This window comes from Janthinobacterium sp. 35 (assembly GCF_002754575.1).
GTDB lineage: Bacteria > Pseudomonadota > Gammaproteobacteria > Burkholderiales > Burkholderiaceae_D > Janthinobacterium > Janthinobacterium tructae.
On record NZ_PEFN01000001.1, the window covers coordinates 4566549 to 4590469 of the forward strand.

Annotated in this window: 21 protein-coding genes and 1 riboswitch; of the genes, 14 read left to right on the forward strand and 7 right to left on the reverse strand. The window is 62.0% G+C overall.

The window, feature by feature from the left end; all coding sequences use genetic code 11:
* The first annotated feature begins 64 nt into the window (after positions 1-64).
* From CLU93_RS20360 to CLU93_RS20390, 6 genes are all read left to right on the forward strand, one after another.
* Positions 65-2212, forward strand: a complete 2148-nt coding sequence (locus CLU93_RS20360; RefSeq protein WP_373629858.1) for a S46 family peptidase — start codon at positions 65-67, stop codon at positions 2210-2212.
* 107 nt (positions 2213-2319) lie between these two features.
* Positions 2320-5127 (forward strand): type VI secretion system Vgr family protein, encoded by a 2808-nt coding sequence (locus tag CLU93_RS20365; RefSeq protein ID WP_257225032.1) that lies wholly within the window; start codon positions 2320-2322, stop codon positions 5125-5127.
* A 25-nt stretch (positions 5128-5152) separates the two neighbouring features.
* Positions 5153-7210, forward strand: a complete 2058-nt coding sequence (locus CLU93_RS20370) for a phospholipase D-like domain-containing protein (protein ID WP_099763062.1) — start codon at positions 5153-5155, stop codon at positions 7208-7210.
* Between the two features lie 2 nt (positions 7211-7212).
* Entirely contained in the window at positions 7213-8805 is a 1593-nt protein-coding gene (locus CLU93_RS27910) for a tetratricopeptide repeat protein (protein ID WP_143451774.1), read from the forward strand.
* Positions 8806-8935: 130 nt separating this feature from the next.
* On the forward strand, positions 8936-9688 hold the full coding sequence (locus CLU93_RS20385) for a substrate-binding periplasmic protein (RefSeq protein ID WP_180287891.1): 753 nt from the start codon (positions 8936-8938) through the stop codon (positions 9686-9688).
* Positions 9689-9801: 113 nt separating this feature from the next.
* Positions 9802-10335 carry a hypothetical protein gene (locus tag CLU93_RS20390; protein WP_099763066.1) on the forward strand — a complete coding sequence of 178 codons (534 nt, stop codon included), beginning with the start codon at positions 9802-9804 and terminating at the stop codon, positions 10333-10335.
* A gap of 3 nt (positions 10336-10338) precedes the next feature.
* Here CLU93_RS20390 and CLU93_RS20395 read toward each other — a convergent pair whose 3' ends face one another.
* On the reverse strand, positions 10339-10830 hold the full coding sequence (locus CLU93_RS20395) for a hypothetical protein (RefSeq protein WP_143451775.1): 492 nt from the start codon (positions 10828-10830) through the stop codon (positions 10339-10341).
* Between the two features lie 36 nt (positions 10831-10866).
* Positions 10867-11508, reverse strand: coding sequence for a TetR/AcrR family transcriptional regulator (locus CLU93_RS20400; protein ID WP_099763068.1), 642 nt, complete (start codon positions 11506-11508; stop codon positions 10867-10869).
* 67 nt (positions 11509-11575) lie between these two features.
* On the opposite strand from CLU93_RS20400, the gene CLU93_RS20405 reads away from it, so the two are divergent.
* The 3 genes from CLU93_RS20405 (at position 11576) to CLU93_RS20415 (ending at position 13345) form a co-directional block, all read left to right on the forward strand.
* Positions 11576-12100: a DUF2867 domain-containing protein gene (locus CLU93_RS20405; RefSeq protein ID WP_257225033.1), complete on the forward strand. Its 525-nt coding sequence runs from the start codon at positions 11576-11578 to the stop codon at positions 12098-12100.
* An 85-nt stretch (positions 12101-12185) separates the two neighbouring features.
* On the forward strand, positions 12186-12797 hold the full coding sequence (gene pnuC / locus CLU93_RS20410; RefSeq protein WP_099763069.1) for a nicotinamide riboside transporter PnuC: 612 nt from the start codon (positions 12186-12188) through the stop codon (positions 12795-12797).
* Positions 12797-13345, forward strand: coding sequence for an AAA family ATPase (locus CLU93_RS20415; RefSeq protein ID WP_099763070.1), 549 nt, complete (start codon positions 12797-12799; stop codon positions 13343-13345). Before pnuC ends, CLU93_RS20415 begins: the two co-directional genes overlap by 1 nt.
* Here the strand turns inward: CLU93_RS20415 and CLU93_RS20420 are convergent.
* Positions 13342-15486 carry a TonB-dependent siderophore receptor gene (locus tag CLU93_RS20420; protein ID WP_099763071.1) on the reverse strand — a complete coding sequence of 715 codons (2145 nt, stop codon included), beginning with the start codon at positions 15484-15486 and terminating at the stop codon, positions 13342-13344. The two genes, CLU93_RS20415 and CLU93_RS20420, sit on opposite strands and share 4 nt — an antisense overlap.
* An 85-nt stretch (positions 15487-15571) precedes the next feature.
* Positions 15572-15669: riboswitch (TPP riboswitch) on the reverse strand.
* A gap of 66 nt (positions 15670-15735) precedes the next feature.
* On the reverse strand, positions 15736-16893 hold the full coding sequence (locus tag CLU93_RS20425) for an iron-containing alcohol dehydrogenase (RefSeq protein ID WP_096236574.1): 1158 nt from the start codon (positions 16891-16893) through the stop codon (positions 15736-15738).
* 142 nt (positions 16894-17035) lie between these two features.
* On the opposite strand from CLU93_RS20425, the gene CLU93_RS20430 reads away from it, so the two are divergent.
* Together CLU93_RS20430 and CLU93_RS20435 are read left to right on the forward strand one after the other, a co-directional pair.
* A complete protein-coding gene (locus CLU93_RS20430) occupies positions 17036-17341 on the forward strand; it encodes a ferritin family protein (protein ID WP_257225034.1) in 306 nt (101 codons plus the stop codon).
* Positions 17342-17434: 93 nt separating this feature from the next.
* Positions 17435-17917, forward strand: coding sequence for an Imm26 family immunity protein (locus CLU93_RS20435; RefSeq protein WP_099763073.1), 483 nt, complete (start codon positions 17435-17437; stop codon positions 17915-17917).
* A 148-nt stretch (positions 17918-18065) separates the two neighbouring features.
* Here CLU93_RS20435 and CLU93_RS20440 read toward each other — a convergent pair whose 3' ends face one another.
* Both CLU93_RS20440 and ompR read right to left on the reverse strand, forming a co-directional pair.
* Positions 18066-19424: a sensor histidine kinase gene (locus tag CLU93_RS20440; RefSeq protein ID WP_099763074.1), complete on the reverse strand. Its 1359-nt coding sequence runs from the start codon at positions 19422-19424 to the stop codon at positions 18066-18068.
* Between the two features lie 13 nt (positions 19425-19437).
* Positions 19438-20139, reverse strand: a complete 702-nt coding sequence (gene ompR, locus CLU93_RS20445; protein WP_232730910.1) for an osmolarity response regulator transcription factor OmpR — start codon at positions 20137-20139, stop codon at positions 19438-19440.
* A 264-nt stretch (positions 20140-20403) separates the two neighbouring features.
* On the opposite strand from ompR, the gene CLU93_RS20450 reads away from it, so the two are divergent.
* Together CLU93_RS20450 and CLU93_RS20455 are read left to right on the forward strand one after the other, a co-directional pair.
* Positions 20404-20793, forward strand: coding sequence for a hypothetical protein (locus tag CLU93_RS20450; RefSeq protein WP_099763075.1), 390 nt, complete (start codon positions 20404-20406; stop codon positions 20791-20793).
* A 160-nt stretch (positions 20794-20953) separates the two neighbouring features.
* Complete coding sequence (locus CLU93_RS20455; protein ID WP_099763076.1) at positions 20954-22813, forward strand: flagellar assembly protein A; 1860 nt, start codon at positions 20954-20956, stop codon at positions 22811-22813.
* Positions 22814-22816: 3 nt separating this feature from the next.
* On the opposite strand, the gene arfB is transcribed toward CLU93_RS20455, so the two are convergent.
* Positions 22817-23215 (reverse strand): alternative ribosome rescue aminoacyl-tRNA hydrolase ArfB, encoded by a 399-nt coding sequence (gene arfB, locus CLU93_RS20460; protein WP_034749850.1) that lies wholly within the window; start codon positions 23213-23215, stop codon positions 22817-22819.
* A 195-nt stretch (positions 23216-23410) separates the two neighbouring features.
* On the opposite strand from arfB, the gene CLU93_RS20465 reads away from it, so the two are divergent.
* On the forward strand, positions 23411-23893 hold the full coding sequence (locus CLU93_RS20465) for a chemotaxis protein CheW (RefSeq protein ID WP_099763077.1): 483 nt from the start codon (positions 23411-23413) through the stop codon (positions 23891-23893).
* Positions 23894-23921 lie beyond the last annotated feature (28 nt).

The window sequence follows — 23921 nt, forward strand, 5'->3', positions numbered from 1 at the left end:
TTTTGCCGACTCAGGCCCCTGTGACAGGCTATACTTTCGCCTGCTATTTATGGAGGGGCATATCTTGTTCAAAACAATCGTTTTACCAGTCGCCTTGTTGGGCGCGTTCGCCGGCGCACACGCCGACGAAGGGCAGTGGCAACCACACCAGCTGCCACAGCTGAAAGCTGACCTGAAACGGGTCGGCATCGAAATACCTGCGGAAAAACTGGCCGACCTGAGCAAGCATCCGATGAGCGCCATCGTGTCGCTCGGCGGTTGCTCGGCCGCTTTCGTCTCCGACGCGGGCCTGGTGGTGACGAACCACCACTGCGCGTATGGCGCCGTGCAGCGCAATTCCACGCCGGAACACAATTACATCACCAACGGTTTCCTGGCCAAGACGCGCGCCGCAGAGCTGCCGGGCGGTCCGAACAGCCTCGTGTATGTGACCGACAAGGTCGAGAACGTCAGCGAGCGCGTGCTGAAAGGCTTGACGGCCGACATGACGGGCCGCGCGCGCCACGAAGCGGTGGAAAAGCGCGTCAAGGACTTGATCGCCGAATGCGAAACGGACAAGATGTACCGCTGCTCCGTGCCCGCTTTCCACCGCGGCCTCGAGTACTACCGCATCCGCCAGATGATGATACGCGACGTGCGCCTGGTGTACGCGCCATCGGACAAGATCGGCAACTTCGGCGGTGACATCGATAACTACGAATGGCCGCGCCACACGGGCGATTACTCGTTCCTGCGCGCCTACGTGGGCAAGGATGGCCGTCCGGCCGATCCGTCGCCCGACAACGTGCCGTACAAATCGAAGGACTTCCTGGTGGTCTCGGCTGAAGGCTTGAAGGCCGGCGACGGCATCTTGCTGGCGGGCTACCCCGGCCGCACCAGCCGCTACAAGCTGCCGGCGGAAATCCGTTTTGCACGCGACACGGCTTTCCCATTGAAAGTATCGGAACTGCAGGCGGACCTGGCCGTGATGGCCGACGCCACCCATGGCGACGCGGCCGCTGCCGTGCGCTATGCGAGCGTGGTGAAAAGCATCAACAACGTGCTGAAGAAAACCCAGGGCTTGCTCGACGGTTTCGCGCGCAAGGACATCGCCGCCATCAAGGACGTGCAGGATGCCGAATTCCGCGCCTGGTACGCCAAGCAGCCGAATGTCTCGGCTACCCTGCTGGCCGAACTGGACGCGGCGATCGCCAGCGACATGGCCCTCAGCGAAGAAGAGTTCGCCTGGTCCGTGGCCACCAACAGCGACTTGCTGAAAAGCGCGCGCACCATCTACCGTTTGTCGCTGGAGCGCCAGAAAACGGACGCCGAGCGCGAATCGGGCTTCCAGCAGCGCGACCTGGCCTTCATCAAGGCCCGTCTGGCTCGCCTGGAACAGTCGTACGTCAACCAGGTCGACCAGGCGCGTTTTGCAGCGGGCCTGAAACGTTACGCGCAACTGGCCGCGAAGAGCCATCCGCAAGGCCTGGACGCGCTGCTGCCGGCGCCAGCGGCCGTGGCGGCCCTGTACCAGCAGACGCAACTGGCTGACACGGCCAAGCGCCTGGCCTGGCTGGAAAAGGATCAGGCTGCCGTGGCCCGCTCCGACGACGCCTTCATGCAGCTGGCCGTCAAGTTGCAGCCGGTGGAACTGGCGCTGGAAGAGCGCCGCAAGGAAATCGACGGCAACCTGGAACGTGTGATTCCGCAATACATGCAAGCGGTGATTGCCTGGAAAAAGTCGCAAGGCAAGCCGGTGTATCCTGACGCCAACTCCACCCTGCGCGTGACCTACGGCACGGTCTCGCCGTACTCGCCGCGCGACGGGCTGACCAAGGGCCCGTTCACGACCGTGGAAGGCATCGTCGAGAAAGTCACTGGCAAGGCCCCGTTCGAAGCGCCGCAAGGCCTGATTGATGCCGTCAAGGAAAAACGCTATGGCCAGTTCCGCGACCCGGTGCTGGGCACGGTGCCCGTCAACTTCCTGACCAGCGCGGACACCACGGGCGGCAATTCCGGCTCGGCCGTGATGAACAAGCGTGGCGAGCTGATCGGCCTGAACTTCGATTCGACGTATGAATCGATCACCAAGGACTGGTACTTCGACACGGCCATCACGCGCGCCATCCACCTCGACATCCGCTACATGCTGTGGGTGATGCAGGAAGTGGACCATGCCGATAACTTGCTCAAGGAAATGACGATCAAGTATCCGAAAGCTGCCAAGAAGTAATTTTCGACGCTAAACAAGCCGCATCAGCCGTAAGGCCGATGCGGCTTTTTTACGTATGGGCAACTAGTTTGAGTTCCATCAAGATGCCAGCGTTCAGCATGGTTAGCATGGGCCAGGGGAACAAGTTTGAAGGGGGCGATATGGATGATGGCGGGCTGGCAGCCGATCTGGCGCGCCTTTTCGGAGCGGGCTGGAGAACCCAGGACAGCCGCTTGCTGCGCATGGATTTTCCGCGCGACGATGGTCCGCCCGATACCGCGCTGCTGGTCAACAGTTTGCGGGCACACGAGGAAATGTCACGCGACTTCCGCTTCGACGTCGAACTGCTGTCGGACAATCTCCACGTTCCCCTGGCAGCGATGATGGGACGCATGGTCACGATTTCGATGGTGCGCGATGACGGCAGCTTGCGCCATTTTAATGGTTACGTCGGCGAATTTCGCTTGTTGCGCAGCGATGGCGGTTTCGCTTTCTACCAGATGGTGCTGCAACCCTGGCTGGCGTTGTCCAGGCTGCGCATGGATAACGTCTCGTTCCACGAACGCACGGTCATCGACATCAGCGAAACGACCTTCGATCATTATTTGCAGCGCGACTGGCAAAACCGGTTGCATGAGGAAAAAGCGATATTAAGCTGCGCCAACCAGCATAATGAAACCGATTACAACCATCTGCACCGGCGCTGGGAAGACCAGGGTATTCATTACTGGTATGAACATCGCGCCGACGGCCATACACTCTGTTTGGGCGACAATACCTGGCTGACGGACAGCATCGATCCAGGCGACGGCGATGCCAGTGTAGCCGACGAGATGGTGTTTCGCAGCGGCGCGGGCTCGCAGGAGGGCGACGGCATACGCGATTGGCAGGCAATACGCAAGATCGCTTCAGGCTCGCTCACGCTGGCCAGCTTCAACTACAAGCAGCCGTATGCCAGCCGCGCCAGCGGCTATGCGCTGCACCAGCAGGGCGACGTGTTTGCCCATGAACTGTATCAAAACACCGGCTATGGCTATGCCGACATGGGCGATGGCGAAGCGCTGGCGCAACGCCGCCTGGAGGAGCAGAACTGCCAGGCGCAATACTTCGACGCTAGCGGCAATCACCGCTGCGCCCAGGCCGGGCGCAGTTTCACGCTGGACGGACACTTCAGCGGCAAGCAAGCCATGCCGGCCAGAGGTGAAGCGGCGCGCCCGGACATCGGCTCGCGCGAATACCTGATCCTGTCGGTCGATCATATCGCCAGCAACAATTACCAGGCAGGGATGGGCGCGAAGTCGCATTATGAAAACCGTTTTCGCTGCATCCGCAAGAGCATCCGCTGGTATCCGGGGCGGCAGTTCAACAGCACGCCTTGTGCCTTGCCCGGCGTGCAGACGGCGATCGTCACCGGACCGGCAGGCGAAACCATCCATACCGACGCGCTGGGCCGGGTGAAGGTGCAATTCCACTGGGACCGGCTGGGCAAGTTCGACGCGGGCAGTTCGCCATGGATCAGGGTCATGACGCCATGGGCGGGCCAGGCCTTCGGCCAGATCGCGTTGCCGCGCATCGGCCAGGAAATGCTGATCCAGTTTCTCGACGGCAATATCGACCGTCCCGTCATTGTCGGTGCGGTGTACAACGGCAACCATGCGCCGCCGTGGAATTTGCCGGGGCAACGCGTACTCGGCGGCTGGCGCAGCGCCGAGCTGATGCCTGGCGGCGGCTACGGCGTGCGCGGCAACCAGTTGGTACTCGACGATACGCACCAGCACATCCAGGCGCAACTGAAAAGCGATCATCAGCACAGCCAATTGTCGCTCGGCTGCATCAGCCGCATCGAAGACGCCAGCGGGCGCAAGGATGCGCGTGGCGAGGGCTGGGAACTGGCGTCAGATGCCTGGGGCGTGGCGCGCGCCGGCCGCGGCATGTTGCTGACCACCGAAGCGCGCCCTGGCGCCGCCTCGCATATCAAGAGCATGGATGAGACCTTGCGCCGGTTGGCCGAGGCAGCTGAGCGGCACAAGGCGCTTGCCGCCTTGGCGCAGCATTACGGCGCGCAAGAAAGCGCCGCCCAGCAGGGCGCCGCCGCCGATGTGCTGAAAGCCCAGCATGCCGCGATCAAGGGCGGTGGTGGCAATGGCGAAAACGCATTTCCCGAATTGTCAAAGCCGCATCTGGTGCTGGCCAGTCCGGCCGGTATCGAAACGACGAGCGCGCAATCGACGCACATCGCCAGCGCCGAACACACCGCGCTGACGACCGGGTGCGACCTGTCGCTGGCGGCCGGCGGCGGCCTGTTCGCCAGCATCGGCGCAGCGCTGCGCCTGTTCGTCCACAAGGCGGGCATGAAACTGATCGCCGCAGCTGGCCCGGTGCAGATCGCGGCGCAAACCGATGCGGTCGAAATCGTCGCCAACAAGGTTCTGGAATTGATCAGCCAGGCCGACTGGGTGAATATTCGCGGCCGCAAAGGCGTGCGCCTGCATGGCGCCGATTGCATGCTTGAAATTAGCGACAAGGTACAGTTTTTTACCGCGTCGCCGACGCTGTTCCATGGAAACCTGGAAACGCTGGCGCCCAAGAACCGGCCGCAACCGGAGCTGGAACCGCCCGTCGCGCCGGTAGCGGGGCAATTGCAGCATACGATCCAGGCCCATGCGGATGGCGGCCTGTATGCCAATGTGCCGTACACGCTGTACAACGGGGAGGCCGAAGTCGAGCAAGGCCTGACCGACGAATTCGGCCGCATCCTGATCGCGCACCAGGACGGCACGCCGCGCTACCGTGTCGTCCTTGGCAATGGCGAAGAGTTTTCATTGCAAGCGAGCGCACGCTTCGACCCGAACGCGGCGCCGGACGGCGAACAGAAGCTGTCGAACCGCGGCTTGCGCGCATTCGACGACACCGCTGATGGCCGCGGGGTTCAATGATTCACGACACTGACGGGAGAGCACCATGCCGGAATCGAGCGGCCGCATCGAAACCACCCATGTCGACGAAGTCGGACGCACTGCGACGAGTTCGCTCCAGTGGCTGCTGGAAAATCGTAACCTGAAAGGCAAGGCCAGCCACCCGATCACGCACAACAACAAGCTGACGCTGTTCATTTGCGGACAGGAGGGGTTCGCCGACATCGCTGGCGAGATCGCCAAGGCTAAAGATTCCATCGACTTGTGCTGCTGGGGTTTCGATCCGGGCATGGAACTGGTGCGCGGCAACAGCGCCACCTGGCCGCGTGGCGATACGTTTGGCGACTTGTTGATCGCCGCCACACGGCGTCACGTCAGGGTGCGCCTGCTGATCTGGTATGACCGGATCGGTTCGCCGATGGTGCACAATATGCCGGGCCATTCGCACGGCACCTCGCCATGGAAAACCGGCGGACAGCGCGCCGACGACATCAGCGCCAGAGCCAGCCTGGCGATGTTGAACGATGCGGTCCAAAAAAAGAAACCGATTGCAGGCAATGGTTATTGGGGCGAGTACGTCCGGCCCGAGGACATCCCGATGCTGGCGCGTGAAGAATATTGCCACAGCTGGTATGCGGCCGCGTTCCATGGCTTGTTGGAGGGCCTGGAGATTCGCTTGCGGCACGGCGACAGCGCCGCGATCAGCAAGAGTATCGCGACCGAAATAAACCAGCCGCACGGCTTGACGATGGGGGAAATTGAAAAGCCCGGCATGCAATACCTGGGCACGCACCACCAGAAGCCGGTCTTGATCGATTTCTCCCACGAAAAGGGATCCAAGGCCGTCGGTTACGTGATGGGCCTGAACTCGGTGACCGATTATTGGGACACGACGGCCCATCTGCTCGACGACACGCGCCGCGAACAGGGCGGTGCCAACGAGCGGCGCGAGTGTTTGCAAGGAATGGCGGCGGACGGCGGCTTTGCCACGCTCAAGCCCTATCAGGATTATGCCTGCCCCATCGACGGTGGCAAGGCGCTCATCGCGCTCTATAACAATTTCGTGAAGGCATGGGATCGCGCGATCGACGACCGCACGCATCAGGCCGCCGGGGAATGCGTGAGTTGGTATTCGTCATGTAAAAACCCGCCGGCCCAGCTGTTGCGCGAGGCCGGGCCGGACGACTCCACCGTGCAGATCGTCTTGACCCAGCCCGAGGAACAAGACAAGACGATCAAGGAAACCTATTTTCGCGCGGTGACCCAGGCCAGCCTGGCGGCCGGCTACCTGTATGTGGAAAACCAGTATTTCCAGTATGAAGAATGGGCGCGGCATTTGCTGGCCGAGCGCAAGAAGGTGGTCGCCGCCTGGAAGGCCGGCAGTGTCAAGGCGGGCAAGAGTCTTGAAGATATGCCGGTCATGCACGTGTTCATCGTCATCCCGGTGCCCGAACGGGCGCAGATGGTGCCGCGCACCCACGACACGCTGGCTGCGCTGGGGCAGCACGATGGCATGACGGGTCAAAACAAGATGATCGATGACTACAACAAGCAGCCGAAAACCCGGCGTGTCACAGGCAGATTAGGCATTTCCACCGAGGTGGAAGTCCAGTTGCCCGACGTGGTGCGGCATTCCAACAGCATCAACAAACCCGGCGTGATGACGCTCGAAAGCGAATTCGGGCTGAAGGTATCGGTGGCCATGCTCAATGTCAGCGCGTTTGACAACGACCGCTGGCGTTACCGTGAAATCTACATCCATTCCAAATTGATGCTGGTCGACGACGTGTTCATGACCTTGGGCAGCGCCAACCTGAACCAGCGCAGCATGGCCGTCGACAGCGAAATCAATATCGCCACCATCGACCGCCGCGTGGCCCTCGATTTGCGCAAGCGGGTGTGGCGCCTGCATAGCGGGGGATTGGTCGATGGAGGGGGTGGGACGAAGGGGGAGATTGTGGATGCTTATCGGAAGTGGGTGGAGCTGATGGGCGCAAATCGCAGGAAAAAATTCGATAAATCTGAAAATGCAATTTTAAAGAAAATGACCGGTTTCTTGCTGCCTCTGGAAGACAAACGCAGCTCCACCATACGTCTGGGTTGATCATGAGTAAGAAAAATACCGTCTGTTTTCGCCTGCCATTTCTTGCGTTGGCAGTTATTCTCTTTGTTCCTTTGATTGCCTGCAAAATGCCTAACGACAAAGTCCTGCCACGTAACCAAAGTTTGCCGCTCTTCAATCCGCATGTTCCTGATTTCATTTGCGAAATTGAGGCGAGCAAGGTACCGCCCATCGATGCACAAGCGGAGGACTGGTTTCTCGAAGCGCGCGCCATGGAAGATCCTGAAATTTTCGTGGAAGACCGCGATTATAAAAAAATCGTCGATCTGACGCGTCAAGCGGCAGAGCGATTGCACTGGAAGGCGATGCTCAATCTGGCCAGCCTGTATGTGGAAGGACGCGATCCTTTATATGGTGAGGAAGAAGCGGTTCAACTGGTGGAAAAGGCGATGCGACTGGGCATACCAGCGGCCTATGACAGGATGGGGACGTATTATGCGAATAGCACTGGCGTTGACGGCGACAGCACTCGCGCTTATGCCTTCTGGCAAAAGGCGGCGCAAATGGGCAACCCCCAAGCGCTGGGTTTTTTAGGAGAAAAACTAACCGCAGGAAAAGATTATCCTGGTGCCGAAATGTGGGGTAATATTCCTGTGGCAATCAAGATGATGGAGTGCGCGCTGGGGCAGGGATATGGCCCGTCCGCATATGATTTATCTTATTTATATGTTGTATTAAGAACGCCTGACGGCACGTCTGATGGGGAAAGAACTACTGAAACCAAAGAACGTGCTTTGCAAGTATTACATACCGGAGTAAGGCTGGGCTGCGAGAAATGTGCAAACAAACTCACGATTGAATTCGGCGATCCGTTTGATCTTGCAAATATGCTGGTTCCGTATATTGATAAGGCGCGAGCGGAACGTTACGGCGTACTTAGTCGTGCCCTCGGCTTCAACCCCAATCGCCGCTTCCCCAACCTCGATAAAATCCTGCCATTGCCGCCGGCCGATCTGCCGCCCTGGGATGGTCAACGAAAGAGCCTGCTCGACGCCGCCATGGGCGTGCGCCCACCGCCAGCCATCCCGCAGCCAAGCGCCGCCTCGCTGTTACAAAAACCGTATTTCCTGGCAGCCGACTATGCGCTGCGCCCTGCCGGCTTGCATAGCGATGCGCCGACCACGCCATTTTCCGCATATTGGCAACCCGCCGCTGGGCAGGGCTTGACGGAGCCGAGCCGGCTGCTGCGCAAAGGCGAAGAGTTCCGCCATTTCAGCGTGCTCGATGCCGATGGCAAGAGTCGTTATGGCAGCGTGACGTGGGAGCAGTGCCTGACGATACGGCACAACCATGGGGCAGTGGAACCGCGCGCGGCGCGCGGCTTGCTGCGCGAGGTGGCGCGGCCCGAGCCTTTGTTGAGCTGTGCTTGCGGGCAAGCCTGTCCCGTCAGTGGCGTCTGGCAACCGTGGGTAGCGGCCGACCATCCGCTGCAGGCCATCGTCAACCAGTACTGGCGCCAGGCCTGGCTGACCCAGGGCGCGCCGTTCCCGCGACCGCGCCGCGACTGGCTGCTCGATTTGCCTGACGACGAGTTGACGTGGCATTTGATGGATATGTCCCTTCCTGAAATCGGATAGGGCGGCGCACCAGGCGCGGCCTTTCCAGCAGTACAAAGCTGATGGAAAATTGATCGTCATGTAGTGCATCCAGGCAAATCGGGCATACACTATGCGCGGGATCCATGGACTTCACGCATCTAAAAAAGTGATGAAAATGAAAGTTGTCAGGCTGTTTGCAATTCTCGCTATCTTGCTGGCGCTGCCTGGCCAGGCGCTCGGCGAACCGCTCAAGATTGCCACCATTCTCGGCCCGCCATGGGGATTCATGGGGAGCGACGGCCAGCCCACCGGCATGATGTACGAAATCGGCAATCGCATCGCGGAAGTTGCAGGCTTGCGCTACACCAATTCCCTTGTCCCTTATCCCAGAACCGCCGCCGATATTGAAAACGGGAGCGCCGACATGACCATACGCTTCGGCAACGATCAAATGACGCGCGGCGCCGTGCCGGCAGGCGTCGTCGTGTCCATGCCTGTCATCCTCGTGGGCCCCTCCGGCAAGAACTACAGCAAGCTGAGCGAATTGCGCGGCAAGACCGTCGGCGTGGTACGCACCAGCAAATATGTGGAGCAATTCGACACCGACAATGCGATCCAGAAGTATCCCGTCAATGACTATGTCACCATGGCAAAAATGTTGGCGATGCGACGTTTGGACGCGGGAGTGGGATCGAGTATGGGCCTGTTTTATGGCGCGTACATGGCCGGCGTGAAACCGGAAGACATAGGCGTTCCGCTCGTCCTGGGTAGCAACGATTTCATTTTGTTTGTTTCCAAGAAAACCGCAAAGCCGGAAACGACTCGGGCACTGAGAGAGGCGCTCGATAAGCTCTCGGCTAGCGGTGAGATCAAACAGATCATGAGCAAGTACAGCAAGTCCTTCAGTCTGCCACAGAGATAAACCGTCCCCTGACGCCCATGCGCGCACTGCACACATGCTGCCGTCTGCCGCGCGGGAAGTGCCACGTATAATTGCTTTTACCATTTACCGCTATTCTTTTCCGACAGGCCCCCATGCCCCAGACTCCCGATTTTCCGCCGGATTGGCACGCGTTTGAAACGGCCTATGACGTTGAAGCAAGCTGGTTCAGACTGACCAGCGCCTCGCTGGCGCTGCTGGGCGCGTCCGCTTTCAAGGATCAGGCATTTTCAGCCTTTGCCTTCAATGCCGTATCGTTCCCATCCCTTTCGCTGAGCTTTGACACCGATCCCGGTAACCGGCAGCGCGGAGACTACCCGCCGGACTGGTCGAACGAGTGCATGGAAGCCGACGTGCCGGAAATTGGCCAACTGTGGGAGGAGGGCCACGCAAGGATCGAAGGTGCGCTGCGCGAGCTGATCGACGCCGCCGATGACGAATTGCTCTGCGCCATCGAGGAGGGTTATCTGCACAGCCTCAGGAAAACGATGGTGCGGCTGGAAACGAGCCATGCTTTCGAGCAAATCAAGACGTGCACGCCGTTCTGGACCGTGGTCACGCAAGTCGATGCCGATACGGATGAAGAGGAGCGCCTGCTCGGGCAGGCGCGCCAAGGCCTTCTGGCGTGAGCGCTATAGCAAGGCTTGCCAGGCGCGGACTTCTGCGTCCGTAAGTACTGGTCCCCAGCCGCCGCGCAGCGCCGCATCGTGCTGCACATAGTGTTCAAGCTGCGGTACAGCCACCGCATGCCGGACGCAGATGGCAAAGACGGCTTCCAGCTGCCGCCGACTTGCCGGCAGGTCCTCGCCATGCCAGCTACAGGCGCTCGTTTCCAGTACATGCTGCACCAGTTCCTGCAGCGCGCCGAACAGGTGCCCGGGTATTGCCAGGCGTATGTCATCCGGCCAGGGGTCGCCCATGCCCGTCACAGGCAAGGACGCAAAGCCGCGTTCCCAGGCAGCAAAATCCCCAGGCCCGACCTGTGCCACGTTCCACACGTGAGCGGCGAACGCGGACAGCGCGGGATGATCAATATCAAAGCGCTGGCAAAAGCGTTGCAGGCACGTCACGGCCATGCATTGCCTGGCAATCACGGAGAGTGCATCTATCGATATGTTGTGCATGAAAGTTCCTGAAGGTGGCGCCTGCCGATAACTGCTTCAATTTGACTGGATTGCGGTGGTCCCGCCAGGCAAGGCAGCCTGCCGCAGCGCCTCGACCGGCAACTGAAAAAAGCGCGGCACCATCGCTGGCGACAAATCGTCGCCGCCGTCGGCCATGGCCAGGCGGCCACTCAGCAGCAGCATCACGTAGCCATGGCCCAGCGACCATCCGGCGCTGGCGGCGGCCTTGTCCCAACGCGCATCGAGGCCCGCTTCGCGCACGGCGGCGCCGGCCGTCTGCAGCACATACTGGAAGCACGCTTGCGCCGCTTTCTGCAGGGCGGGGAACTGGCGCACGTCCTGGTGCTCGAACATCAGCCGGTAGTGGGCAGGCGCGGCCAGGGCGAATTCGATGTATTGCTGGCCCAGCAGCTGAAAACGCTGCTCGGCGGGCAGGCTGCCCGGCAGCGGCAATTCCGTTTCCCATTTGGCGATCAGGCTGGCGAAGCCAGCCGCCGCCACGTCGGCCAGCAAGGCTTCCTTGCTGGGGAAGTGGCGGTACACGGCGGCGATCGATACGCCCACCGTGCGCGCCAGTTCGCGCAGCGACAGGGCGGCGTCGTGCTGCTGCGCAAGTTGCGCGATGGTGGCGGCGACCAGGGTGTCGCGCAAGTTGCCGTGATGATAGGTGCTTGTCATTCTATGTTATCGCTGTTCACATTGTCATGTATGATGGCCATGTTATCACTGAACACATGGAGAGCACATGCAAGAGATGAACATCGCCGTTCGCGCCGTGGCCTTGCCGCCCGGCGCCAGTATCGCCGCCTTGTACCCGGGCAGCAACCTGGCCGATGCGTATGCCGTCGACCTGCCGACTGCACGCGCCCGCGAACTGGACATGGAAAGCCTGGCGCGCCAGTTGCTGGGCAGCCAGCCGGGCTGGGCGCGCAAGCTGATGGTGGTGCGCGACGCCATCGTGGCGCGCTTCGGCATCCGGACGGCAAAGCAGATGGAAGCCAGGCCAGGCAAGCGCATCGGCATCTTTCGCATCTTTGCCGTCAGCGACGACGAAATCATCGTGGGCGAGGACGACAGCCACCTGGATTTCCGCATCTCGGTGCTGCGCCAGCGCGACGCGGGGCAGGAACAGTTCGGCAGCGTCACCGTGGCCAGCGTCGTGCATTGCCACAACTGGGTGGGACGCGCCTACATCCTGCTGATCCGGCCTTTCCACAAGCTGATCGTGCAGCGTTCGCTGGCGCGCGCCGTCAAGGGCGGCTTTGCCTGAGGGGGAAGGGGCGTGACGGCGCGGGCAATCTTGCTTATTCATGCCCGGTATTGCATACTGCGCCACCAGCCTCATCACGATTCCCATGAACGATACGCTTCTCCTGCTGGGTTTTGCCACCACGCCGCTTGAACTGATTTCCTTTGTCCTGGCACTGACAACCGTTGCGCTGAACATCCGCCAGAACCACTGGGCGTGGCTGTTCGCCATCATTTCCTCGGCCGCTTACGGTGTCGTGTTTTTCGAGTCGCGCCTGTATGGCGACATGGCCTTGCAACTGCTGTTCATCAGCGTCTCGTTCTGGGGCTGGTATCAGTGGCTGCATCCGGCCAGCGGCGGCAAGACGCTGCCCGTGACGCGCCTCGATGGCCGCGGCTGGCTGGCTTGCGCCGCGGGCTGGCTGATCGGTTTCCTGCTGATTGCCTGGCTGCTGACGACGACGGACACGGACGTGCCGCATGCGGATGGTTTCCTCACGGCAGGCAGCCTGGTCGGGCAATTCCTGTTGTCGCGCAAGAAGCTGGAAAACTGGATCGCCTGGATCGTCGTCGACGTGCTGTATGTCTGGCTGTACCTGCACAAGGGCCTGACCCTGACGGCCGTGCTGTATGGCTTCTTCGTCGTGATGGCCATCATCGGCTTGCTGGCGTGGAAAAAGTCGGCACCGGCCGCGCCCGATGCGATGGTCCTCAAGTGATGGCGCCTTGCGTGCGCGTGGCCATCCTTGGCGCGGAATCGTCGGGCAAGTCGACCCTGGCGGCCGCCCTGGCCGAGCGCTACGGCACCGTCTGGGTACCGGAATACTTGCGTGAATTCGTGGCAACCCAGGGCAGGGTGCCCGTCGCGGCCGACCAGTTTGGTATTGCGCAGACACAAGTCGAACGCGAAGCGGCAGCCGCCGCGCAAGCCCGGAACTATCTGTTTTGCGACACCACGCCCTTGATGACGGCCGTCTACAGCCGCCATTATTTTGATGGTGCGGACGCGCAGCTGGCGGCGCTGGCCGATGCCACGCAGTACGACGTGACGTTGGTGACGGCGCCCGACAGCCCGTGGGTGGCTGACGGCTTGCAGCGCGAGTCGGAAGCCGTGCGCCAGCTGATCTACCGCTACCTGCTCGACGAGCTCGACGCGCGCGGCATTGTCTACCACGTGCTGCACGACAACCTGGAGGCGCGCCTGGAACAGGCGGCGCCTTTGCTGCAGCAGGCGCTCGCTGCGGCGCCTGCCATTTCCCTCAATTAAAAGTCAAACTGCGCTGAAAGCTTGAACGTGCGGCTGGCGCCCGGGAACAGGTAGCCGCCGGCTTCCGGCGTCACGTCGCGCCAGTAGAACTTGTCGGTCACGTTGTTGACGGCGGCGCGCAGCACGGTGCGCGTGCCGGCGATGCGCGTGGCGTAGGCGGCGCCCAGGTTGAATACGTTGTATGACGGCACGAAGGTCGTGTTGTTGTACTCAAACGCTTTCTTGCCCGCATATTCCCAGCTGCCATTCACGCTCAAGCCTGCTACCTGTTGCACGGCGTAGTCCGCATGCACGGCGGCCTTGAAGGCGGGCACGTTGGGTACGCGCTTGCCATCGTAGTCCGCATTGCCCGTGCCTGACTGCTGGCTGTTCAGGGCCGTCACGGACGCGCCCAGGCTCAGGTTGGCTGTTGCCTTGCCCTGGGCCGATAATTCCAGGCCGCGGTGCTGGGCCTGGCCATTGCGGACGAAATAATTCTCGGCATTGACATATTCGAGACCTTTGCGTATCTGGAACAGGCTGGCCGCCAGCATGAAGTCCGGCGTCACATCCATCTTCACGCCCAATTCGATCTGCTTCGAACGGCTGGGCGTCAGCTCTTCGTTGGCGTTGTTCTCATAGATGCTGGCTGTGCCGCCATGTTCCATACCCTGCGAATAGGCCGCATACATGGAGACGTTGTCGAGCGGGGTGTAGACGAGTGAGACGTTGGGCAGCAGGAAGTCGTGCTTGGCGCGGATTTCCTTGTCGGCCTTTAAAACATATTGGTAGCCGTCGACATCGATATGGCGCAAGCCGCCATGCAGTTTCCAGTTCGGCGCCAGGCTGATAATGTCCTGCACGAAGACGGATTTTTCCTTGTCGTTGCGCACCAGGCGCACGGGACCCGTGACACCGTCGGATGGGGCGACGATGACTGGACGGTAGATATTGCTGATGCCCACTTCGTCGTAGACGTACTTGCCGGCCCGGTCCTTCCGGTTGAAATACGACACGCCCACCGTGACTTCATGGCGCAGGCTGCCGGTGGCGAACTTGCCCTGGATCATGGCTTGCGCGCTCAGCGGTTTTTTCGTTTCGCCCAGGCTGCGGAAATCCCACACGGAGAAATCGCCATTGCTGCAGAACACAGGCATCCAGCCTTCCGGGCTGCAGCCATACGGATAGGCCGTGTAGTCGTCGCGTTTGAACGAGTGCTGGTTGGCGGACAGGGTGGCGTGCCAGTCGTCATTGAAGGCGTACTGGAAGCGCAGGCCGATGTTGCTGGTGACCGTTTCCACGGGATGTGTCCACGGTTGCTTGTTGAGCATGGCGTCGGCGCTGACGTTGGCGGGCAGGCTGCCGTTGCTCAGCAGCTGGAAGCCGGGCGCCGTCACTTGCGCCTTGTCCTGGTAGTCGGCATCGAGCTGCAGCAGCGCTTGCGGCGAGATTTGCCAGTCGAAGGCGCCGGAAATGAACTTGCGGTTGCCGTCGGCACCCTTGATGTAGGAGCGCAGGCGTTCGGCTGCCACGTTGACTCGGTAGCCGAAGCGCGTGTCTTCCAGGCGGCCGCCCAGGTCGACGGCGCCGTACAGGGTGCCTCGCTCGCGCGTTTCCACGGTGACCGTGCGCAGCGGCGCGCTAGTCGGGCGCTTGACGATGAAGTCGATCACGCCACCGGGCGCGGCCACGCCTGCCTGCAAGCCGGCCAGGCCCTTCAGCACTTCGATGCGTTCCTTGTTTTCCAGCGGAATTTGCGTGTCGCCGGGAATGGCCACGCCATCCTTGCGGTAGCTGGAATTGGTGTCGAGCTTGAAGCCGCGGATGGTGAACTGTTCCGCATAGCCGACGGCGTTGTAGGAATCGTTGATGCTGGCGTCGAGCTTGACGGCATCGCTGAGATTGCGGATCTGTAAATCCTGCATGTCTTTTTGCGAAATGACGGTGACGGACGCGGGCGTCTGCAGCAGCGGCGCGTCGGCAAAGCCGCCCACGGAAGCGCGCTTGGCGGCAGGCGCCTTGCTGGCCGTGACGACGACTTCAGCCATGCTTTGCGTGTCGGCCGGCGCTTCGGCGCTGTCATTCGCGGCCAGGGCGGGCGCGGCAAACGCGTGCAGGATGGCCAGGGTCAGAACGGAAATAGATAAATTCGGTGTGGACATAGATTGCTCGTGGTTCAAGCCGTCTCGGGAAAGAGCACGGCAGGCTGCTTGTTCGGCTGGCGCCAACGCAGGAGCTATCAAAGGAGGGAGGTACTTTGCGCTTTCCTTCGCTGGCATTATCCAGATCAGGTACGAAGGGTATCTCTCACCCGGATGACTGCTCCAGGACCCCTAGCGAAATGACAGCTTAGCATGAAGCACGGCCAGCTGTCCCGCTGGCTGACCGTTTTACAACAGTGCGGTGCGAATCTACAAACTGAGTTCGAGCACCTTGCGGCTGACGGCGGGCGTCACTTCGCGCTGTTCGCCCAGCGCCGTCATGCCGTGCGCTTCCAGGGCAGCGACGACGGCGTCCACGCTGGCATGGTTCAGGCCGTAGTCGGCCAGGCGCGTCTTGACGCCCATGTGGCGGAAGAAAAATTCCGTGCGCGCGATGGCTGCCTCGATGCGGCCATCCTCGTCGCCGCCATCGAGGCCCCAGACGCGGGCTGCGTATTGCAACAGCTTGGCGCGCTTGGCCTGCTTGCGCACGCGCAGCATGCTGGGCAGGATGATGGCCAGCGTTTGCGCATGATCGAGCTCGTACAAGGCCGTCAATTCGTGGCCGATGGCGTGCGTGGACCAGTCTTGCGGCACGCCCACGCCGATCAGGCCGTTCAAGGCCAGGGTGGCACTCCACATCACGTTGGCGCGCACGTCGTAGTCGTCCGGGTGCGACAGGGCTTTCGGGCCTTCCTCGATCAGGGTCAATAAAATGCCTTCGGCGAAGCGGTCTTGCACGGACGCGTTCACGGGGGTGGTCAGGTATTGCTCCATCACATGCGCAAACGCATCGACGACGCCATTGCCCACCTGGCGCAGCGGCAAGGTGAACGTTTTCGACGGGTCCAGCACGGAGAACTTCGGATACACCTTGCGGCTCATGAACGAGCGCTTTTCCTGCGTGGCCTTGCGCGTGATCACGGCCGAGCCATTCATTTCGGAACCGGTGGCCGGCAAGGTGAGCACTGTGCCGAAGGGCAGGGCGGCCTCGACGATCTTGCCGCCTTTCGCCAGGATGTCCCACGCCTCGCCTTCATGCAGGGCGGCGGCGGCGATGAACTTCGTGCCATCGACCACGGAGCCGCCGCCGACGGCCAGCAGGAAATCGATGCGCTCGCTTTTCACGAGGGCCACGGCCTGCATCAGGGTTTCATAGCTGGGATTGGGTTCGATGCCGGCAAATTCCAGCACCGTGTGGCCAGCCAGCGCCGCCCTGACTTCATCGTAGACGCCGTTGCGCTTGATGCTGCCGCCGCCGTAGGTCATCAGGACCCGCGCCTGCGGCGGGATCAGGCCGGCAATGGCGGCGATCTGGCCCTGGCCGAAGAGGATTTGCGTCGGATTGTAAAAGTCGAAATTGAACATGGGGCTCCTGCCGCTGAGGTTTAGGCTGTTGCTGAGCCATGATTATGGCCGAACGGGTGGAAACGTGTCGTGGACGCTTGAGCTTTTCGCCCGCGCGGTGGAGAATGCAGCCGATGTCTCCACCACGCGAAAAGGAATGCGCATGACCACCGTCCCACTGGAAGAATCGGGCTTGCCGGCCACGGCACTCGACATGCACCGCGCCATCGGCGCCACCATCGCCGCGCTGCAGGCGCTGGACTTGAACGGCCAGCGTTTCGAGGCCTGCACGGACCCGGAATTGCGCCGCGTGCTCGCGCATGCGGGCGACACCAGCCGCAAGGAAGCGGCCATGCTGCTCGAATGGATGCGCCGCCGCGACGCGCGTCTGGATACGGCCATGAAGGAAGCGCTGTTCAAGGCGGGGCCGATTGTTGCCCAGTATCACTATGACGAGAAAATAGGGTAACTATTGGTTTGTTGCTGTGGCGTACCATGCGCCACATAGCCCTTGCTTCGCGTAGACTGTGCCCCGAACACGATTTTGGGGGAGTTTGCAGAAATGAAATCATTACCATACCGGGAAGGCAGCTGGTTTGCTGTGCCCTTGCCGGGCGGCGGCTATGCCGCCGGCGTGGTGGCGCGCCGGGCGCCTGCCGGGCGCATCATGCTGGCGTATATGTTCGGGCCGAAGCGCGACAGCCTGCCTGCGCTGGAAGAACTGGAAGGCTTGCGACCGGAACAGGCCGTGCGCCGCCTGCGCACGGGCGACATGGCCCTGCTCAACGAGCGCTGGCCGCTGCTGGGCGACAGCCTCCACTGGGAGCGCGATGCCTGGCCCATGCCGGCCTTTATCCGCCGCAATGAATCCCTGCAGCGCGCCTGGCGCGCCAGCTATGCGGATGCCGACCCCGCCAAGCTGAACCGTGAAGAGTCGATCCCCTTCGATACGCCGGGCATGGAAAGCGATTCCCTCTACGGCTACGGGGCGACGGAATTGTTGATGAATAAATTGCTGGCGCAGGAAGCGGCGTCGGCAGCGTAGGTCGGATTAGGTGGGGCCGCCGAGGCCGCAAGGCCGTAATCCGACAACATTGTTGGCTGTTCTTGTCGGATTACGCGGTTCCCGCTAATCCGACCTACATCGCCTGCACCGCTGGTGTAAACACCGGAGTGAGCAGGCCCGATTATTTTTACGCCGCTGGCAAGCTGATCTGAAACGCCAGGCCGCCGCCTTCGCGGTTGCGTACCTGCAAGTCGGCGCCATGGCGCAGCAGCACGCGGTCGACGATGGCCAGGCCCAGGCCGGCACCGTTGGCTTGCCCGCGCGCCGTGTCGAGGCGGGTGAACGGTTTCATCAGTTGCTCGATCTTTTCCGCCGGCACGCCCGTGCCGTGGTCTTGCACCTCGATAATCACCTTTTTCGCGCCGTGGCTGGTGCGCAGATGGCAGGCGATATCGATTTCCGTCACATCGCTGTCCGGCGTCTTGCCATAGCGGCGCGCATTCTCGATCAGGTTGTTCAGCACGCGGCGCAAGTCGGTGGGGTTGCCCATCGCATGCGCGCCTTCGGCGATGCTGGCATTGATCTTCACATCCGGCAGGCGCATCGCTTCGCGCGTCATGTCGAGCAGCAAGCCGCTCAGGTCCACGTCCGTAAAGCTCGACGTTTCCGTCGGCTTGGCATAGTCGAGGAACTGGCCGATGATGGCGTCCATTTGCCCGATATCGGACTGGATGCCTTCGCGCGCCTCGTCCGACAGGTTGGCCATTTCCACTTCCAGCTGCATGCGCGCCAGCGGCGTGCGCAAGTCGTGCGAAATGCCGGCCAAAATCACGGCGCGGTCCGATTCCACCTGTTTCAAGTCATCGACCATCTGGTTGAAGCTGCGGTTCGCCTCGATGATTTCGATCGGACCTTTTTCCGGCAGCGGCGCCGGCTGCTTGCCCTTGGCGATGTCGCGTGCGGCCGCCGTCAAGCGCGACAGCGGCAGATTGATCAGGCTGGAAATGATGGCCGCGCCCAGTAGGGACAGCAGGGACACCAGGCTGGCCCAGCCCAGCCACTGGAAACCCGTCAGGCCGCGCAGGCGCTCGCGGTCCAGCATCAGCCAGTACTCGTCGTCGTCGATCTTGAAGCTGACCCAGAAACCGGCCACGCCGTTGACGCGCGCGGAAAAGCGCGTGTCCTTGCCCAGCTTGGCTTTCACCTGCGCCTCGATCTCGGGCATCAGGTAATTGTCGGGCGGCGGCTCGATGCGGTCGTCCTCTTCCAGCGAGAAGATGCGGATGCCTTCGTTGCTGACGAGGTCGAACAGCAGCTCGCGCCGCAGCTCGGGCGCCGAGTGCGTCAGTGCCGCATGCGTGATGGTAACGACGGAAATGATCTGGGCGGAAATCTGCTGCGCCTGCGGCTCGCGCTGGATGACGGAAATCATGCCGATCCAGGTGATCATGCTGACCGTGGTCAAGGTGCCGAGCAGCAAAAAGGTGCGCCAGAACAGGCCGCTTTTCAGCCGCGCCAGGCTGATATCGGGAACAAGCTTCATCATGCCTCGCCTGCGATCAGCGCGGCTGTCCGTCCGGGATGAAGACGTAACCGAGGCCCCACACGGTCTGGATGAACAGCGGGCTCGACGGATCGGGTTCGATCAGTTTGCGCAGGCGCGAGATTTGCACGTCCAGGCTGCGGTCGAACACTTCGTACTCGCGGCCGCGCGCCAGTTCCATCAGTTTTTCACGCGACAGCGGTTGGCGCGCATGGCGGGCAAACACTTTCAGCACAGAAAATTCACCGGTGGTCAGCGGCACCGTTTCGCCACTCTTTTTCAAGGTGCGCGTGCCCAGGTCCAGCACGAAGTCGCCGAATTCGAAGGTTTGCGGTGTTTCCGACGGTGCGCCCGGGATTTCATCGGGACCCTTGCGGCGCAGCACGGCGCCGATGCGGGCCACCAGTTCGCGCGGGTTGAACGGTTTCGGCAGGTAGTCGTCGGCGCCCATTTCCAGGCCCACGATACGGTCCACGTCCTCGCCCTTGGCCGTCAGCATGATGATCGGCGTCTGGTCGCCCGCGCCGCGCAGGCGGCGGCATATCGACAGGCCGTCTTCGCCGGGCAGCATCAGGTCGAGCACCAGCAAGTCGTAGCGTTCGCGCAGCCACAGCTTGTTCATGGCCGTCGCGCTCTCTGCCGTGAAGACATTGAAACCCTGTTCGGTCAGGTAGCGGCGCAGCAAGTCGCGCAGGCGCACATCGTCATCGACCACCATGATTTTTGCCTGGTGGCCGTGGATCGATTGCGTAGGCGTGTTGCTGCCGGAGGTGGAGGTTGTGGTCATTTAAGGTGTCGTGTTATCTTATATTAGTTGCTATAGTAACGCCTCGCGTGGCGTCGGCAAGGGGGTATGGCGACCCATTACAAAGTGTTACAAACTTTACCCAATTACTCTTACTGCACCGTGTAAAGCATCATACACTGGGGCCACAGTGGAAATCAGCTTTAAGTTTATACGGCATCGCGGAAGAGGAACTCAATGAATATCTTTACTAAAAAAATTCACACCGCTCCCAGCGCAGCTATTGCCGCACGTACGACTGTGCTGTCCGCATTTGCCGTTTGCTCCGTGTTTGCCGCGAGCCTGGCGCTGGCACAAAACCAGCCGCCGCCACGCCGTGACGACCAGCCGCAAGTGCAGGCCCAGCGCTATGAACAGGTACAGCGCAGCAATAGCAATGATACGCGACTGCGCGAACAGCGTGACGCACGCAGTTTCGACACGCGCGCCGAAGAGCAGCGCCGCGCCAGCGAAGGCGCCGACGCCTCGCGCCGCACGGGCCGCATGACGCCCGACGAGCGGCGCGACCTGCGCCGCCAGATCAATGAAGTGGGGCAAGACATTTACTCGAATCCCCCACGCCGCTAGTTACTTAGGCATCGCACCTCCCATCCGACAGGGCCATCTCGCAAGACATGGCCCTGTTGGCATCTGCCCACCAACATTGTTGCTCAGTCAGGCACACCGCCACGCCCCGTGATATTGTTCTAGTGCACTGAGACAATTCCTGGTTTTGGGGAGGCAAGTGGTGAGCGACGACGACACACCCGTTCCTGAGGCGGTCCCCGCAGGCGGCTTGCCGCGCGGCCTGGTGCAGCGCGACGAGGGCGTGTGTCTCGACCTGTCGCTGGCGCCCGCGCAGTTGCGCGCCGCCGTCGACCAACTGTTCCAGTCGGGGCAGCTGCTGGCCGGTCTCGACTACGCTTTGTTCCTGCTGACCCTGTTCCATGCACCCGCGCCCCGCGCCGCGCCCAAGAGCGACGCCTTGCTGCGCATTGCCGCCCGCGTGGCGCCATTTCCGCCCCAGCGCCGTGCGCTGTATAAACAAATCAAGATCCGCGGCGACAGCGCCGAGTTCTACTTTGAAGCGCTGTCGCCTGACGCGGATGGCCAGGTGCCGGCGCGCCGCGAGTTTGACGAGCTGGTGGCTGACCTGTGGTGCAAGGGCGTGCGCTATGGCATCGATGGCGCGGCCGTGCGCGCCATTCTCGGCAGCGGCAAGGCCGAGCGCATCACCGTGGCGCGGGCGCTGCCGCCACAGCCGGGCCGCGACGCGCAACTGGTCGAAGTGTCGCAAGGCATCCACCGCGACGATGCGCCGCGCGAACGCTCCGATGGCCGCCTGGATTTGCTCAGTTTCAAGAACCGTTTTCCGCAAGTGAAAAAACACGCGCGCCTGCTGCGGCTGCTGCCCGGTGCCCCCGGCTTGCCCGGCTACGACCTGGACGGTACGCTGCTGCCGCCGCCCGCGCCGCTGGAGCTGGACCCGGCAGCGGTGGCAGGGGCGGGCACGGCGGTCGAACGCTTCAGCGATGGCGATTACGTGGTCGCCACCCAGGATGGCTATGTGAATGTCGATGCGCACGGCAAGCTCTCCATCGACAACAAGATCGTCAGCCGCGAAGGCGTCAGCAGCCGTACCACGGGCAATTTGAAGCTGCGCGCCGCGTACGAGGAATATGGCGAAGTGCAGGAGCAGCGCCAGCTCGACGGCAGCGACATCACCATCCATGGCGACGTGTACGGCCATCTGCACTCGCATGGCGGATTAATATGGCTACAGCGCAACCTGGTGGGCGGCACGGCCTTCAACGAGCACGGCGACGTGCGCGTCGAGGGCGTCGCTTCCGGTTCCGTGCTGCAGGCGCTGAGCGGCGAAGTCCACATGAAGCGCGCGGAAAGCTGCGTCATCGCCGGCACGCGTGTGGTGATCGAGCATGCCAGCAATTGCGAGATCATCGCCGACGAGGTTGTCATCGAGCTGGCCGAAGGCTGCGCCGTGGCGGCACGCACCATCCGCATCGGCAGCGCCGGTCCGCGCAAGCAGGTGGAAATGCTGCTGTTCCCGCTGGTGCCCGATTTGAGCGTGCTGGACCAACAGATCGCGGAAAGCCTGGCCAGGGCCGCGCACTATCAGCAGATGCAGCACAAGCGCCAGCAGGAAATCGATGCCATTGCGCATTTGCCCGAAGTGCGCAACTACCTGACCCTGGCGGGCCAGCTGCGGCGCGCCGAGCTGCAGCTGCAGCCGGCGCAGCAGCTGCAGTACGACAAGCTGGCGGCGCGCATCGCTCCCGTATTGAAGGAAGTGGCGCGCCTGCGCGTGGAAGTCAAACAGTCGGAAATCCTGCACGGGCAAATGCTGGCCCTGGTGGCGCAAGTGCGCCAGCAGCGCCAGGCGACGGCCGGCCAGTCGCGCTGCAGCCTGGGACTGGTCGACGGTGAAACGGTCGTGCGCGCGATGGTCGTGCCGCCCGGGCCAGCCAAGGTCTACGACCGGCCGCCGAAGGAGATCAAGGCGCTGTTGCGCAGCGCCACGCCGGCCACGCAGAGCGTGTTTGCGGACAGCACAGGCAGCCTGGAGTGGACGTATGCACCGCCGCCGTAACGTTTAGTCGGTGACCTTGCCACGTGATTGCTTGAGCACGCTGTGCGTACTCTTGCTATCGAGGCGGCGCCGCTGCGAGCTGCGCGTGGGCTTGGTGGCGCGCCGCACGGCGGGCAAAAAGGTGACGCTGTCGATGATTTCCTGCAAGCGCCGCAAGGCTTCTTCCTTGTTCTGCTCCTGGCTGCGCGACTGCTGTGCCTTGAGCACCAGCACGCCATCCTTGCTGATGCGGCTGTCGCGCAGGGCCAGTAGCCGCTCCTTGTACGCTTCCGGCAGCGACGAGGCGGCGATGGGGAAGCGCAAATGGATGGCGCTGGAGACCTTGTTGACGTTTTGCCCGCCCGGCCCCTGGGCGCGGATGGCGGAAAATTCAACTTCAGCGGGATTGACGAGGTGTTGCATGGCCTGCCTGTGGGGAAACGATGTGGGTATTGTAAGGGAAGATGGCTGCGCCGGCGCAAGCTGGGCAGTGAGAGTACGCGTGCCTTCCGGGAAAGTTGATGTTTCTCAACGCCGCCTGCGGTGATGCTGGTTAGCATGGGGCCAACGTTGCGCCACTGCGCATCCTGGCAGCGCTTACCGGATGAAAGGAACACCATGCAGCCCACGACGACGCCTGACGCCGCAACCGCGCAATGCCTGACGCAGTACTTGAGCTTCCGGCTGGGCGGCCTGGAATACGGCCTCGATTACCGCTGCGTGCGGGAATTGCGCCCGTTGAAGGAACTCGACCGTTTTTCCTCGGAAGGAGAGGTGCTGCGCAGCGTGGCCGTCTCGCGCGGTGTGATCATCCCCATCGTCGACATGCGCGCCGCGTTCGGCAGCGTCCAGGGTACGCCCGACCCGTCCACCGACGTGATCATCTTGCAGCTGAGCAATGGCGTGATGGGCATGGTGGTCGATGGCGTCACCGATATCGTCAGCCTGGCCGCCAGCGACATCGCCGCCGTGCCCGGCCTGGGCGCGGCGGAAGCCGATTATCTGCTGGGCCTGGGCACGCTGGCGGGACGTCGGTTGATCCTCGTCGACATCGACCGCCTGATGGCCATCCGCAGCCCCGGCCCCATGCAGGCAGCCTGAAAAAAAGACGACCCGGAGGTCGTCTTTT

Coding starts and splice junctions, on each gene's coding strand:
- CLU93_RS20365 (WP_257225032.1), top strand. CDS start 2,320: ATGGGCCAGGGGAACAAGTTTGAAGGGGGCGATATGGATGATGGCGGG.
- CLU93_RS20370 (WP_099763062.1), top strand. CDS start 5,153: ATGCCGGAATCGAGCGGCCGCATCGAAACCACCCATGTCGACGAAGTC.
- CLU93_RS27910 (WP_143451774.1), top strand. CDS start 7,213: ATGAGTAAGAAAAATACCGTCTGTTTTCGCCTGCCATTTCTTGCGTTG.
- CLU93_RS20385 (WP_180287891.1), top strand. CDS start 8,936: ATGAAAATGAAAGTTGTCAGGCTGTTTGCAATTCTCGCTATCTTGCTG.
- CLU93_RS20390 (WP_099763066.1), top strand. CDS start 9,802: ATGCCCCAGACTCCCGATTTTCCGCCGGATTGGCACGCGTTTGAAACG.
- CLU93_RS20395 (WP_143451775.1), bottom strand. CDS start 10,830: ATGCACAACATATCGATAGATGCACTCTCCGTGATTGCCAGGCAATGC.
- CLU93_RS20400 (WP_099763068.1), bottom strand. CDS start 11,508: ATGACAAGCACCTATCATCACGGCAACTTGCGCGACACCCTGGTCGCC.
- CLU93_RS20405 (WP_257225033.1), top strand. CDS start 11,576: ATGCAAGAGATGAACATCGCCGTTCGCGCCGTGGCCTTGCCGCCCGGC.
- pnuC (WP_099763069.1), top strand. CDS start 12,186: ATGAACGATACGCTTCTCCTGCTGGGTTTTGCCACCACGCCGCTTGAA.
- CLU93_RS20415 (WP_099763070.1), top strand. CDS start 12,797: ATGGCGCCTTGCGTGCGCGTGGCCATCCTTGGCGCGGAATCGTCGGGC.
- CLU93_RS20420 (WP_099763071.1), bottom strand. CDS start 15,486: ATGTCCACACCGAATTTATCTATTTCCGTTCTGACCCTGGCCATCCTG.
- CLU93_RS20425 (WP_096236574.1), bottom strand. CDS start 16,893: ATGTTCAATTTCGACTTTTACAATCCGACGCAAATCCTCTTCGGCCAG.
- CLU93_RS20430 (WP_257225034.1), top strand. CDS start 17,036: ATGACCACCGTCCCACTGGAAGAATCGGGCTTGCCGGCCACGGCACTC.
- CLU93_RS20435 (WP_099763073.1), top strand. CDS start 17,435: ATGAAATCATTACCATACCGGGAAGGCAGCTGGTTTGCTGTGCCCTTG.
- CLU93_RS20440 (WP_099763074.1), bottom strand. CDS start 19,424: ATGATGAAGCTTGTTCCCGATATCAGCCTGGCGCGGCTGAAAAGCGGC.
- ompR (WP_232730910.1), bottom strand. CDS start 20,139: ATGGTGGTCGATGACGATGTGCGCCTGCGCGACTTGCTGCGCCGCTAC.
- CLU93_RS20450 (WP_099763075.1), top strand. CDS start 20,404: ATGAATATCTTTACTAAAAAAATTCACACCGCTCCCAGCGCAGCTATT.
- arfB (WP_034749850.1), bottom strand. CDS start 23,215: ATGCAACACCTCGTCAATCCCGCTGAAGTTGAATTTTCCGCCATCCGC.
- CLU93_RS20465 (WP_099763077.1), top strand. CDS start 23,411: ATGCAGCCCACGACGACGCCTGACGCCGCAACCGCGCAATGCCTGACG.